This is a genomic window from Anaeromyxobacter soli, assembly GCF_022808855.1.
Taxonomy (GTDB): Bacteria; Myxococcota; Myxococcia; order Myxococcales; family Anaeromyxobacteraceae; genus Anaeromyxobacter; species Anaeromyxobacter soli.
On the sequence record NZ_JAKZLF010000028.1, the window covers coordinates 1 to 12,111 of the forward strand.

The following is a 12,111-nucleotide window of genomic DNA, read 5'->3' on the forward strand; positions in this document are numbered from 1 at the left end:
ACCACGCCCTCGCCCAGAACACGGTGATGCCACCTGTCACCTGGGTAAACACCGAGCAGCGGATTCGTCAGCGCGGGAGACAAGCCAAGATCCCGAGCAAAGTGTCAGCGATGTCTTGACTGGTTCCCTCGCCGCGTTTTGCCAGGCACCGTCTACCTGATCACGCGGCGCTGCTCGGAACGCCGCTTCTTCCTTCGCCCGTCCAAGATCATCAACGAGATCTTCCTCTACGTCCTCGCCCTCGCAGCCCGTCGCCACGGCGTCCTCGTCCACGTGTTCTGCGTCCTCTCCAACCACGCGCACCTCATCGTCACCGATCCCGAAGGACGCCTCCCGGCTTTCATGCAGTACCTGGACTCTCTCGTCGCACGCGCGGTGAACGCCTCGCTCGGCCGCTTCGAAAGCTTCTGGGCGACCGACGGGAGCTACAGTGCGGTCGAGCCGCTCGATGCTGAGGACGTCCTCGCGAAGGCTGCGTACGTGCTCGCCAATCCCGTCGCCGCCGGACTCGTCAGGCGGGGCGCGGAGTGGCCGGGTCTCTGGACTGCCCCAGAGCAGATCGGGACCATCAAGCTCGTGGCCCGAAGGCCGAGCTTCTTCTTCGACCCCAAAGGCTACCTCCCGGAGACTGTCGAGCTCGAGCTCTCAGCCCCGCCGGGCTTCGCCTCTGCGGACGAGTTCCGTGCCTCGCTCTCGGCCGCCGTGCAGGAGCTCGAGAAGAGGCACCACCAGGAGATCGCCACCAAGGGCCGCCGGTTCGTCGGCGTCACGCGGGTGCTGGCGCAGAACCCGTTTGCGAGCCCGCCTGCCGGAGAGCCTCGCTTCGAGCTCAAGCCCCGGATTGCCGCGCGCGACAAGTGGAAGAGGATCGAGGGCCTCCTCCGCCTCCGGTCCTTCCTCGTCGAGTACCGGCAGGCCTTGGTCGAGTGGAGCTCGGGTGTGCGGACCGTGGTCTTCCCCGCCGGCACCTACCACCTGCGCCTTTTCCACGGCGTGCGGTGCGCCGGCGCAGCGTAGGATCCGCTCTCGCTCACGGACTCAGTGGGTCGGTTCCGCGCGCTTCCATGGCAGGGGTGCGCGCGCAGCCAGCGAAACTCGCGTCCACAGCCCGAAAGCGCGTCGAAACGTCACTCGCAGGCGGGCGTGAGTCGCCGGACTGCCTAACCATGACGCCGAGATTGCGCATCGAGCGCCCTCTCCTGCCGTATCCGCCGCTGGTTACTCTCGGTCTGGCCGAATACTCTCGAATACTCTCGGTCTGGCCGAACGAAGCGAAGCGAAGCGAAGAGGTCAGCGCGAACCCCTCGCCCTGACCGCGTCTCCCACCAGGAGCGCCGCCGGGTAGAACACCTGCTCCTCGGTGCGCGCGTGGAGCTGGAGGTCCTTCGCGAGCTGCTCGACCTTCGCGTTCCCCGCCTTCCTCGCCGTGGCCTCGAGCTTCTTCGCCGCGGCGCCGATGGCCTCGTGCTCCTTCAGCATCTTCGGGAGCTCCTCGCGGAGCGCGTCGGTGAGCTTCAAGACCTCCGCCATCTTCGCGTCGTACTTCCCGGCCGCGAGCGGCTCGAGCAGCGCGAGGGGCGGAAGCGCGATCTCCTCCTCCCGGACGAAGTGCGGGTGGAGCACCTCGGCGAGCGCTCGCGCGGCCTGCCCGACCGCCGCAGGTGCCTTCGTCGCGCGCACGAGCTCCTCGTGGATCTTCGCGTGCTCTGCGCGCATGGAGTCCGGGATCTGGAACGGCGCCGCTGCGTGAGGTGCCTCGGCCTCCTGCCCGTGCTGCGCAGCGGCCGGTCGCGCGTGCGCGGCGGCCGCCAGCACGAGGGCAGGAGCGATCGACGTCCAGGAGAGCAGCCGGCGGGCTCGAACGGGCTTCCCATCGCGCATGGCAGGACCTCCGCGTGTCGTGTAACCACACGGCGCCCACGGGCGCGCGGATCCTTGCCGCACTCCGACGAACGAACCGACGTGGGTGAGCGCGGCCGGTCGGTGACGCCCTACCCCACCCTGACCGTCCCGAGCTCGGTCCCTTCCCCGTCCACCGTGTGGACCGCGCAGGCGAGGCATGGATCGAAGGAGTGAATGGTCCGCAGCGCCTCGAGGGGCAGCTTGGGGTCGGCGATCGGATTCCCGACCAGCGCCGCCTCGTACGGCCCGGCCTGCCCCTTCCCGTCCCTCGGCCCGGCGTTCCAGGTCGACGGCACCACCGCCTGGTAGTTCTTGATCGCGCCGTCCTCGATGACGACCCAGTGCGACAGCGCCCCGCGCGGCGCCTCGTGGAACCCGAACCCCCGCACCTCGTTCTTCGGGAAGGTCGGCGCGTTGAACACCGCCGTGTCGCCCCGGCCGATGTTCTCGACGAGGAGCTGCCAGTGCTTGAGGGCGAGCTCGGCGAGGACCGCGGTCCGGATGGCGCGCGCGGCGTGGCGGCCGAGCGTGGAGTGGAGCACGGCCGGTGTGAGCTTCGCGCCCGCCACCGTCCCGGCCACGTCGAGGCAGCGGTCGGCCCAGAAGCGGATGCGCGGGTGGCCGAGCGCGTAGCCGACGAGCACCTGCGCCAGCGGACCGACCTGCATCGGCCTGTCCTGGAAGCGCGGCGCCTTCACCCACGAGTACTTCCCCTCCGGCTGCCAGTCCTGGACCTTCGGGACCGTCTCCTCCGCGAACGGACTCTTCTGCCAGTCCCCTTCGTAGAACGATCGCGCGATCGACTCCGTGACGTTGTCGCGGAAGTACGGATCGCTGAACGAGGAGAAGGGCCGCGCGGTGGAGAGGTCGCCCGCCATGATCGTCCCGCCGGGCAGATCGAACTTCGTCCCGGGCGCGTCGATGGGCAGGTCGGGGACGGAGAGGTAGCTCGTCACGCCCGCGCCGTGGCGCAGCCAGTCGGGGTACATGCCGGCCACCGCGCAGACGTCGGCGAAGTACGCCTGGTGCACGAACGCCTGCACCTCCTCGAGCAGCGTCTTCACCTGGTACAGCTTCTCCATGTTGAGCGCGGCGGGGCTGTCCAGGTTGATCGCGTTCGCGACGCCGCCGACGGCGAGGTTCTGGATGTTGGGCGTCTTGCCGCCGAGGATCGCGACCGCCTGGTTCGCCTTGCGCTGCACGTCGAGCGCCTGCAGGTAGTGCGCGACCGCGAGGAGGTTCACCTCCGGCGAGAGGCGCATCGCCGGGTGACCCCAGTAGCCGTTCCGGAAGATCCCGAGCTGCCCCGCCTTCACGAAGCCGTCGAGCTTGGCCTTCACGGCCGCGAGGGCGGCCCGCGAGTTCCCCGGCCAGGACGAGAGGCTCCCGCCGAGCGCGGCGGCCTTCGCCGGATCGGCCTCGAGCGCGCGCGTCACGTCCACCCAGTCGAGCGCGGAGAGCTGGTAGAAGTGCACCACGTGGTCGTGCAGCGCGTGGGCGGCGACGAGCAGGTTGCGGATGAGCTGCGCGTTCAGCGGGATCGGCAGCCCGAGCGCGTTCTCCACCGCGCGCACCGACGCGATCGCGTGGACAGTCGTGCACACCCCGCAGATGCGCTGGGTGAACACCCACGCGTCGCGGGGGTCGCGGCCCTTCAGGATGAGCTCCATCCCGCGCCACATCGTGCCGCTCGACCAGGCCTTGCGGACGGCGCCGCCGTCCACCTCGATGTCGATGCGCAGGTGCCCCTCGATCCGGGTGACCGGGTCGATCGTGATGCGCTGGCTCGTCATGATGCCGCTCCTTCCTGGACCCCGGCCGGCAGGCGCTCCGCCGCGGCGACGCTCACGCCGGCGAGGATCGGGAAGCGCCGCACCGCCACGATGTAGAGCATCGTCTCGGTGGCGATGAAGCCGAGGGTGATGAGGATCTCCCCGAGCGACGGGAAGTACCGCCAGCCGTGGCCCGGCTGAAAGGCGACCAGGAACGCGTCGATGCGGTAGAGCGCGCCGCCGGCGAGCGCGAGGAGCGCCGCCTGGAGCTGGGTGACCGGGCTCGCGTGGACCCACTGCTGCAGGAAGAGTCCCGCCGCGGAGAGGAGGAGCAGCGTCTCGGCCCAGAAGAAGAACGACAGCGTCCCCGAGGTGACGGTGAGGCCCAGGCGCCCGGCGCCCATCAGCCCGGCGAACCGCACCGCGACGAAGGCGAGGATCACGCCCGCGATGAACACGCCGAGCGAGCCGAGCAGCCGCGTCTCGAGCGGCCGCCCGAACGCGGCGCTCGAGAAGATCGTCTCGAAGTACAGCACGGCGTAGCCCATGCCGAACGCGGTGAGGAGGAAGAGCAGCGGCAGCGCGCCGGTGTGCCACAGCGGGTGGACCTTCGTGCCGGCGACGACGAGCAGCGAGCCGAGGCTCGACTGGTGCATCGTGGGGAGCACGAGCCCCAGCGCGATCACGAAGGGCAGCGCGCGCGAGAGCCGCGGCAGCCAGCGCGCCGCGAACGCCTCGCGCCGCAGATGCCTCCCGCGGGCCCAGCGCTCGAGCAGGGCCGGCGAGAGCTCCACGAGGAGCACCGCCAGGTACGCCATGATGCAGAGCGCGACCTCGAGGAGGATCGAGCTCGTGTTCCAGCGCCACGGCATGAGCGGGACCTTCCACAGCGCCCAGTAGCGGCCGACGTCGAACATGACCGCGATGCCCGCGACGGAGTAGCCGAGCGCGCTCGTCAGGATCGCCGGCCGGACGAGCGGGTGATAGCGGCCGCGGTTCAGGACGAAGACGAGGAGCGCGATGGCGTACCCGCCGCTCGCGAGCCCGGTCCCCACCACCACGTCGAAGGCGATCCAGAGCCCCCACGGATAGCCGTCGTTCATCGCGGTGACCGCGCCGAGCCCCTGCGTGAACCGCACGACGCCGACCGCGGTCGCCGCGGCCCACAGGACCAGCATGACCTTGAAGGTCGGCGTGAGGAGCCGCCCTCCCACCGCGCGCGCTCCCGACGTCATGGCTCCTCCTCCCCGCCGCCGCTCGCGCGCCGGTTGCGCCAGGTGACCCAGGCGAGCGCCCCGAAGAGCGCCACCGGCGCGACGAAGCCCTGATAGATGCCGTGCTGGATCGTCTCGCCGAGCGCGGGCACCGGCTCCGGCCCCAGGGCCGGCAGGCCGAGCGCCGTGAACGGCAAGGCGGAGAGGACGAGCACGCCCGTGCCGCCCCCCTCGCGCTCGCCGTACACCCCGCCGCGGTAGCGCCCCGGCTCGGCATCGAGCCGCCGGTGCGCCTCGGCGCGAAGCTCGGCGCGCGTGCCGAACACCACCGCGTCTCGCGGACAGGCCTCGGCGCAGGCCGCGCCCTTGCCCTCGCGCCAGCGGTGCCGGCAGAGCTCGCACTTCACGATGCGCGGCGTCGCGGACGACCACTGGAAGCGGGGCACGTTGAACGGGCAGGCCACCTGGCAGTAGCGGCAGCCGACGCAGCGGTCCACGTCGTACGCCACCACGCCGCGCTCGCCCTTGTGGAGCGCGCCGAGCATGCACACGGAGACGCAGGCGGGGTCCGCGCAGTGCATGCACTGCGCCTTCACGTACGCGTCGCCCGGCCCGTCGCCCGTGCGCTTGATGATCGTGAGCGTCCGGTCGTTCAGATCGAGCGGCGCGTCGTAGGGCGCGCCGTCCACGAGCTTCACGTCCTCCGGGAGGGCGTTCGCCTCGCGGCAGCGCGCGACGCAGCCGCGGCAGCCGACGCAGCGGGTCGAGTCGAAGAGGAGCCCGAGATCGTCCCCGTGTGGCGGCTTCGGGGCGCGGGCCGAGGCGGGCGCGGGGGCCGCGGCCAGCGCGGCGGCGCCGCCGAGCGTCCCGAGGACGGTGCGTCGGGAGACGGTCGGCATGGCCTACTCCTCCTTCGGCGGCTCCCGGGGCTCCTGCCCGGCGAGCTTGCGCGACGAGACGTAGCCCGCGGCGGCGAGGCCACCGACGAGGAGCCCAGCCACGCCCGCGGAGACCGCGCTCACCTCGCCGCGCTCCGGCGAGATCCCCGGGTACGCCATCGGTCCGGTCGGCTTCTGGACCTCGACGGTCGTGTGGAGCGGGACGCGGAACGCGATCTGCTGCTCGGTGCAGCCGACGCAGGGGTGGCCGATCCCGATGGGCCAGGCGCCGGGCACCTCGCAGAACGGGAGGAGAGAGCAGTTCGCGTGCGTCTGCGGTCCCTTGCAGCCGAGCTTGTAGAGGCACCAGCCGTTCCGGTGCCCCTCGTCCCCGAACGTCTTCGCGAACCGCCCGGCGTCGAAGTGCGGCCGGCGCGGGCAGTCCTCGTGGATGACGCGGCCGTAGGCGAAGCTCGGCCGGCCCTTGCCGTCGAGCGCGGGGAGCGTGCCGAACGTCGCGAACTGGAGCACGGTGCCGAGGAGGTTGTAGGGGTTCGCCGGGCAGCCCGGCAGCGTCACGACGGTCTTCCCCGCCAGCACCTCCGGCGCGCCGGTCGCGCCGGTCGGGTTCGGCGCGGCCGACGGCACGCCGCCCCACGACGCGCACGAGCCGATCGCCACGATCGCCCCGGCACGGCCCGCGACGGTGCGCGCGATCTCGAGCGCGGTGCGGCCCGCGATGGTGCAGTAGCGCCCGCCCTCGCGCGTGGGGATCGCGCCCTCGATGACGCACACGTACTTGCCGTCGTTCTCCGCCATCGCCTTCGCGAGCGCGTCCTCCGCCTGAACGCCGGCGGCGGCGAGGAGCGTCTCGTGGTAGTCGAGCGAGACGAGGTCGAGGATGAGCGCCGCGACGTCGGGGTGGCTCGTGCGCAGGAGCGACTCGGTGCAGCCGGTGCATTCCTGGAAGTGGAGCCAGATGACGGAGGGCTTCTTGCCCTTCGCCACGTCGTCCGCCATGCGCTCGCCCGCCCACGCCGGCAAGCCCACCGCCGCCGCGGCGGTGGTGCAGACCTTCATGAAGTCTCGCCGTGACAGCGAGGAGGTCTCCGCGACCGAGGTCGGGTGCGGCATCGCGCCCTCCTTGCCCGCGGGGTGTCCGCGGATGGGTGCGATGATGGGCGCCGTTTTCCGACGCCAACCTTGACCTCCGTCACTCAACGCAAAGAACGCGCGCATTTGTTGCGTTCGCTCGGAATCTCGCGAGGTTGGGCAGTGCGCAAAAATGAGTAGAGCTGCGGATGAACCGCGCTGCCGGACACGACTCTGACCCCTTCGCGGCAGCGCGACGCGGGCGGCGCCGGCGGCCGATCGCCTCGTCACTCAGGCGTGCGCGCGCAGCCGCTCGGCCTCCGGCCGCCGCTCCGCGGCGCGGGCGACGCCGCTCAGGATGGGCAGCCGCTTCACGAGGACGACGTACAGCGCGACGCCTGCGGCGGCGAGGCCGACCGAGAACACGATCTCGGCGAGCGAGGGGAAGTAGCTCCACCCCATACCCGGCGTGAACGCTCCGAGGTAGACGTCGAACCGGTACATCGCCCCGGCCGCGACCGCGAGCTGGGCCGCCCAGAAGAGCAGGCCGGGGTCCTCGCGGTACGAGCGCCGGAGCACCCGCACCGCCGGATACGTGAAGAGGCCCAGCTCGACGAGGAACAGCACCCCGCGCCAGCCGGTGACGTGCCGCAGCGCGCCGCTCGCGGCGAGGTCCCCGACCCGGAGCGCGACGAAGGCGAACGAGAGGGCCGCCATGACGAGCGCGAGCGAGCCGCACAGCCGGACGTCCCGCGTGCGCCGCCAGGCGAGGTGAGAGAGCGTGTCGATCACGATCACGGCGCCGAAGCCCATGCTGAGGCAAGAGAGCAGGAACAGCGTGGGCAGCCAGCCCGTGTACCAGAGCGGGTGGAGCTTCGTCGGGGCGAAGAGGAAGAGCGCGCCGAGGGACGACTGGTGCATGAAGGGCAGCACGATCGCGAGCGCGAGGAGGAAGGGGAACATCCGCTGGAGGCGCGGCAGCACGCGCGCGGCGAGCCGGCCTCGCGCGCCCGGCGCGTCGCGCCAGCGCTCGAGCAGCACAGGCAGCACCTCGAGCCAGAGGACCGCGCAGTAGGCGACGACGCAGAGCGCGACCTCGAGGAGCACCGAGCGCACGTTCCAGCGCGTCGGGACGGCGAGCCCCCACACGCTCCACCAGCGGCCGAGATCGACGAGCACGGAGAGACCGGCGAGCGTGTAGGTGATCGCGCCGGTCAACACCGCGGAGCGCACGAGCGGGTGGTGACGGCCGCGGTTCGCGACGTGCGCGACGAGCGCGAGGCCGAGGGCGCCCGCGCCGACCCCCGTGAAGGTCACGACGTTGAGCGGCTTCCACAGCCCCCACGCGAAGCCGTCGTTCAGCGCGGTGATCGACCCGAGCCCGGCGAACAGCCGGATCGACACGAGGACCGACGCGGACGCGGCGAGGGCGAGCGCGAGCTTCGTGCCGCGGGTGAGGAGCGGGCCTGCGACGGGAGCCACGGATGCGTGGGCCATGTTCCACCTCCCCGCTCCGGAGGGAGCGGTGAGGGGCCCGCAGCGGCGGACGACCCCGGGCGGCTGCCGGCCCCGAGCCCTCCGCATCGCAAGGCCGGCGCCAAGGCGCAGACCGGCCGCGCGCCGCACCGAACGCGCGACTGGCGCGCGAATCCTTCACCCGGCGCCGCGCGCGAGCGAGGGGACCCGCCCCGGGCTGTTGCCGTGCTCAACGGCCGGCCGCGGGCAACCGCGCCGAAAGTCGAGGCGAATCGAGGATGACCGGCGGCGATCGCGAGGACCGTCGCGATTCTCCACGGCCGTCGAATCCGTGCACACCCGGGGGGAGGGCCCGCTCACCTCTTGGACGGACCCGGACGCGGGAGCTCGGGCGCCGAACGCCGAACCCCGCCTGCGAGCTCGCCGGGTCAGCGCTTCGTCCGGCTCGCCGCCGCGCGCTTGTGGGCCGTCGCCGTCGCCGGCGCGGCTCGCTTCGGCGCCGGCGCGGGCGTCGTCGCCGCGGCGATCTTGCGGGGCGCGGCCGCCGGAGCAGCGGCCGCAGCGTTCCCGGCCGCCGCGAGGGTCGCCCTCCGATCGGGATCGATCTCCGGCGTGAGCAGGATCTCGATGCGCCGGTTGCGCGCGCGCCCGCTCGCGGTCTTGTTCGCGGAGATCGGATCGAACTGCGAGTGCGCCGCGGCGACGAGGCGGCGGCCGGGGACATGGGCGCGCTCCTCGAGGAATCGCACGACCGTGATCGCGCGCGCGGCGGAGAGCTCCCAGTTCGTCGGGAAGCGGTCCGCGAGCCGCGGGGAGATCGGCAGGTCGTCCGTGTGCCCGGACACCTGGATGCGCTTGTCGGCCAGGCGGGCGAGCACCGCCCCTACGCGGGAGAGCACCTCCTCGCCCTGCGTGGAGATCGACGCCTCGCCGACATCGAAGAGGATCTCGTCGACCATGTCGACCTTGATCCGCCCCTGCTCCTGCGAGAGGCGGATGTTCCCCTTCTCGATCTCCGCCTTCATCTTCTCCTGGAGCTCGTCGAACTCGCCGCGGAGCGTCGCGATCTGCTCGTCCTTCGCCTGCACGTCCTGCGAGAGCTCGGCCTTCGCGGTCGTGAGCTCCTGCTTCTCGATCTCCGTCTGCCCGAGCCGCTGCGCGAGGTCCGCCCGCTGGGCCCGCGCGTCGTCGAGCTCGGCCCGGACCCCCTGGAGGCGCTGCGCCGCGGTGGCTGCCTCGTCGCGCGCGAGCTGGAGCCGGTAGAGGAGCCAGCCCGCGACGCCCGTGCCGGCGAGGAGCGTGAGGACGAGCAGCACCCACGGTGCGCGGCTCGGGCGCCTCGCCTCGACGCGGTCGAGCTCCATCACGTCGCGCGTGTCGAGCAGCTCCGCCTCCTCGAACTTCGGCATGCAGCGCTCCCTTTCGCCGGGGGAAAACGGAGGATTCTTCCACCGAGCGTCAGGAGGCGGGCAAGCGCCAGGGTGGCCGCGCCTACCACACGGCTTGTAGGCACGGGCGTCCCGTGTCACGCTCGGTTCGTTGCGACACCCACGACCCGCGCCCACAGCGCGCCCCGACTCCCCGTCACCCACCGTCGCCGCCCGCGTCGCGCGCGCGCTGCTCGCCGCGGCCGGCTGGCGCACCGACATCCGCTGGCCGCCGGTCCCGCGCTGCGTGATCGTGGTGTACCCGCACACGTCGAACTGGGACTTCGTCGTCGGATACCTGGCCCGGCTCGCCTCCGCGCTCCCGGTCACCTTCGTCGGGAAGCACACGCTGTTCCGCTGGCCCTTCCGCGGGCTGCTGCGGCGGATGGGCGGCATCCCGGTGAACCGCGCCGATCCCGCGGGGATCATCGAGCTGCTCGAGGGCGAGCTCGCGCGCCGCGAGCGGCTGTTCCTCGCCATCGCGCCCGAGGGCACCCGCTCGTACACCGATCACTGGAAGTCCGGGTTCTACCGGATCGCGCTCGCGACCGGCGTCCCCGTCGGCCTCGCCTTCATCGACTACCGCACGCGCACCGTGGGCCTCTCGGAGTACCTGCCGCTCACCGGCGACGAGGAGGCAGACCTCGCGCGGATCCGCGCCTTCTACGCGGACAAGACCGGCAAGCACCCCGAGCAGGCGAGCGAGATCCGCTTCCGCTCCGCGCGAGCGCGCTGAGCCGCGACCGCGGCCGCTGGATCTCCCCGGGCGACCGGCCGTGCGCCGGCCGAGCGACCTCACCGATGGGGAGACCGCCGCAGGGAGGTGCCACGCCCGCTCGCGCCCGTTACTCGGGGTGCACGACCCGTGTCATCCACGGAAGGAGCCGTTCATGATGAGCCCCGTTCGTTTCCTGGCGCTGCTGTCCCTCCTCGTCCCCATCGCCGTGCTCGGCCAGGGGGCGGGCGCCCCGCCCGCGCCCACCCGCCCCTCGCCCTCGACCCCCGAGCCCAGCACTCCTCCGCCCGGCAGCGCCGAGCCCGCCACTCCCGCGCCCGGCGCCGCCGAGCCCAGCGCTCCGGCGCCCAGCGCCGCAGAGCCCGCGCCGTCGCACGGGAAGGACATGGGCGAGGCGATGGCGGGCTGGACGCCGCGGAAGGTCACGCCGGCGCAGGAGAAGCAGGGCCAGACGCAGATCACGGCCCTCCTCAAGAAGCTGCAGCAGGCGAGCCAGAAGGGCGAGCTCGACGCGGCCGCCGCGCTCGTGGACTTCCCGGTCCTCATGGTCACCGACAACAAGGCCGGCGACGGCATCGGCGGGCCGTGGAACGAGGAGCAGTGGCGGAAGATGATGGAGCCCGTCTACGGGAAGCCGATGAAGGACCTGAAGATGACTCACGCCCCGAAGATCTTCCTCGTCTCCGACGCGCTCGCGACGGTGGACGACAACTGGACGATGACGATGGGCAAGAAGAAGACCACCGGCCGCAGCGCGCTGCTCCTCGTCCGGAAGGGCGGGGAGTGGAAGGTGAAGGCGATGATCGAGGGCGGCTGGGGGGACATGCCGGGCGTCTCCGAGGGGCAGGGCGCCCCGGCGGGGAGCGACACCGGCACGAAGTAGCGCACACGCTTTTTCAGAGCGAGCGCGAGGGGCGCGGGCGCGGGGTTCCGCGCCCGTGCCTCCCTCGGGTCTCTTCCGGGAGGGGCGATCGAGCGAGCGCGGGAATGCTCGCCGTCGCCCGGGTGTAAGTGGTGCGTCGCAGCACCCACCCCCGAGGAGCCCACCTGATGTCCATGATCAAGCGCGACGATCTCGCCGCACCGCCGAACCCCCTCGCCAACGGCCCCAGCGCGGCGCCCACCGGCTCGAGCGATCTGCTCCTCGGGGCGGGGGCCGAGTTCGAGGGGAAGCTGACGTTCCGGGGCACGGTCCGGATCGACGCGCTCTTCAAGGGATCGATCGTGACCAACGACGTGCTCGTCGTCGGCGAGCACGCGCGGATCGACGCCGAGATCACCTGCGGGACGGTCGTCGTCCTCGGGGAGGTGAACGGCGACATCCACGCGAAGACCGGCGTCGAGCTCCACCGCGCCGCGCGCGTGCGGGGCAACGTCGACACCGCCGCGATCGAGGTGCAGAAGGGCGCGCTGCTGCAGGGCTCGGTGAAGATGACGCCGGGCGGCTCGAGCGAGAAGCCCGCGCCCGCGAAGTCCACCCCGGCCCCCGCCCCGGCGAAGCAGTAGCGCCCCGCGGGCGCGTGCAGTGCACGCACCGTGTACGCGCCCGCAGCCGCGCGACCGGCCCCCGCGCCGGGTCGTGAACGTTCGCTGACGCCTCCCACGCGTCCCCAC

The 12,111-nt window shown here is 72.2% G+C and carries 11 protein-coding genes; 4 read left to right on the forward strand and 7 right to left on the reverse strand.

All coding sequences use genetic code 11. The annotated features are described in order from the left end of the window. Nucleotides 1-138 precede the first annotated feature (138 nt). On the forward strand, nt 139-1,017 hold the full coding sequence (locus tag MLV88_RS17425) for a hypothetical protein (protein ID WP_243338121.1): 879 nt from the start codon (nt 139-141) through the stop codon (nt 1,015-1,017). A gap of 273 nt (nt 1,018-1,290) precedes the next feature. Here MLV88_RS17425 and MLV88_RS17430 read toward each other — a convergent pair whose 3' ends face one another. From MLV88_RS17430 to MLV88_RS17460, 7 genes are all read right to left on the reverse strand, one after another. After that, a complete protein-coding gene (locus tag MLV88_RS17430; RefSeq protein WP_242355540.1) occupies nt 1,291-1,881 on the reverse strand; it encodes a hemerythrin domain-containing protein in 591 nt (196 codons plus the stop codon). A 110-nt stretch (nt 1,882-1,991) separates the two neighbouring features. After that, a complete protein-coding gene (locus MLV88_RS17435) occupies nt 1,992-3,695 on the reverse strand; it encodes a nickel-dependent hydrogenase large subunit (RefSeq protein WP_242339873.1) in 1,704 nt (567 codons plus the stop codon). Beyond that, entirely contained in the window at nt 3,692-4,909 is a 1,218-nt protein-coding gene (gene nrfD, locus MLV88_RS17440; protein WP_243338123.1) for an NrfD/PsrC family molybdoenzyme membrane anchor subunit, read from the reverse strand. The genes MLV88_RS17435 and nrfD (MLV88_RS17440) overlap by 4 nt, the downstream gene beginning before the upstream one ends. After that, on the reverse strand, nt 4,906-5,787 hold the full coding sequence (gene hybA, locus MLV88_RS17445) for a hydrogenase 2 operon protein HybA (RefSeq protein WP_242339870.1): 882 nt from the start codon (nt 5,785-5,787) through the stop codon (nt 4,906-4,908). The genes nrfD (MLV88_RS17440) and hybA overlap by 4 nt, the downstream gene beginning before the upstream one ends. A 3-nt stretch (nt 5,788-5,790) precedes the next feature. Beyond that, entirely contained in the window at nt 5,791-6,900 is a 1,110-nt protein-coding gene (locus MLV88_RS17450; RefSeq protein ID WP_242339869.1) for a hydrogenase small subunit, read from the reverse strand. 249 nt (nt 6,901-7,149) lie between these two features. Further along, complete coding sequence (nrfD, locus tag MLV88_RS17455; protein ID WP_243338125.1) at nt 7,150-8,355, reverse strand: NrfD/PsrC family molybdoenzyme membrane anchor subunit; 1,206 nt, start codon at nt 8,353-8,355, stop codon at nt 7,150-7,152. Nucleotides 8,356-8,762: 407 nt separating this feature from the next. Then, entirely contained in the window at nt 8,763-9,743 is a 981-nt protein-coding gene (locus MLV88_RS17460) for an OmpA family protein (RefSeq protein WP_243338129.1), read from the reverse strand. A 130-nt stretch (nt 9,744-9,873) separates the two neighbouring features. Here MLV88_RS17460 and MLV88_RS17465 point away from each other — a divergent pair, with 130 nt between their 5' ends. The 3 genes from MLV88_RS17465 to MLV88_RS17475 all read left to right on the forward strand — a co-directional run bounded on the left by MLV88_RS17465 (nt 9,874) and on the right by MLV88_RS17475 (nt 12,003). Beyond that, on the forward strand, nt 9,874-10,497 hold the full coding sequence (locus tag MLV88_RS17465) for a lysophospholipid acyltransferase family protein (RefSeq protein WP_243338131.1): 624 nt from the start codon (nt 9,874-9,876) through the stop codon (nt 10,495-10,497). A gap of 157 nt (nt 10,498-10,654) precedes the next feature. Then, nucleotides 10,655-11,380 carry a hypothetical protein gene (locus MLV88_RS17470; RefSeq protein WP_243338133.1) on the forward strand — a complete coding sequence of 242 codons (726 nt, stop codon included), beginning with the start codon at nt 10,655-10,657 and terminating at the stop codon, nt 11,378-11,380. A 167-nt stretch (nt 11,381-11,547) separates the two neighbouring features. After that, a complete protein-coding gene (locus MLV88_RS17475; protein WP_243338142.1) occupies nt 11,548-12,003 on the forward strand; it encodes a bactofilin family protein in 456 nt (151 codons plus the stop codon). Nucleotides 12,004-12,111: the final 108 nt, after the last annotated feature.

Coding starts and splice junctions, on each gene's coding strand:
- nrfD (WP_243338123.1), bottom strand. CDS start 4,909: ATGACGTCGGGAGCGCGCGCGGTGGGAGGGCGGCTCCTCACGCCGACC.
- MLV88_RS17475 (WP_243338142.1), top strand. CDS start 11,548: ATGTCCATGATCAAGCGCGACGATCTCGCCGCACCGCCGAACCCCCTC.
- hybA (WP_242339870.1), bottom strand. CDS start 5,787: ATGCCGACCGTCTCCCGACGCACCGTCCTCGGGACGCTCGGCGGCGCC.
- MLV88_RS17460 (WP_243338129.1), bottom strand. CDS start 9,743: ATGCCGAAGTTCGAGGAGGCGGAGCTGCTCGACACGCGCGACGTGATG.
- MLV88_RS17470 (WP_243338133.1), top strand. CDS start 10,655: ATGAGCCCCGTTCGTTTCCTGGCGCTGCTGTCCCTCCTCGTCCCCATC.
- nrfD (WP_243338125.1), bottom strand. CDS start 8,355: ATGGCCCACGCATCCGTGGCTCCCGTCGCAGGCCCGCTCCTCACCCGC.
- MLV88_RS17450 (WP_242339869.1), bottom strand. CDS start 6,900: ATGCCGCACCCGACCTCGGTCGCGGAGACCTCCTCGCTGTCACGGCGA.
- MLV88_RS17430 (WP_242355540.1), bottom strand. CDS start 1,881: ATGCGCGATGGGAAGCCCGTTCGAGCCCGCCGGCTGCTCTCCTGGACG.
- MLV88_RS17435 (WP_242339873.1), bottom strand. CDS start 3,695: ATGACGAGCCAGCGCATCACGATCGACCCGGTCACCCGGATCGAGGGG.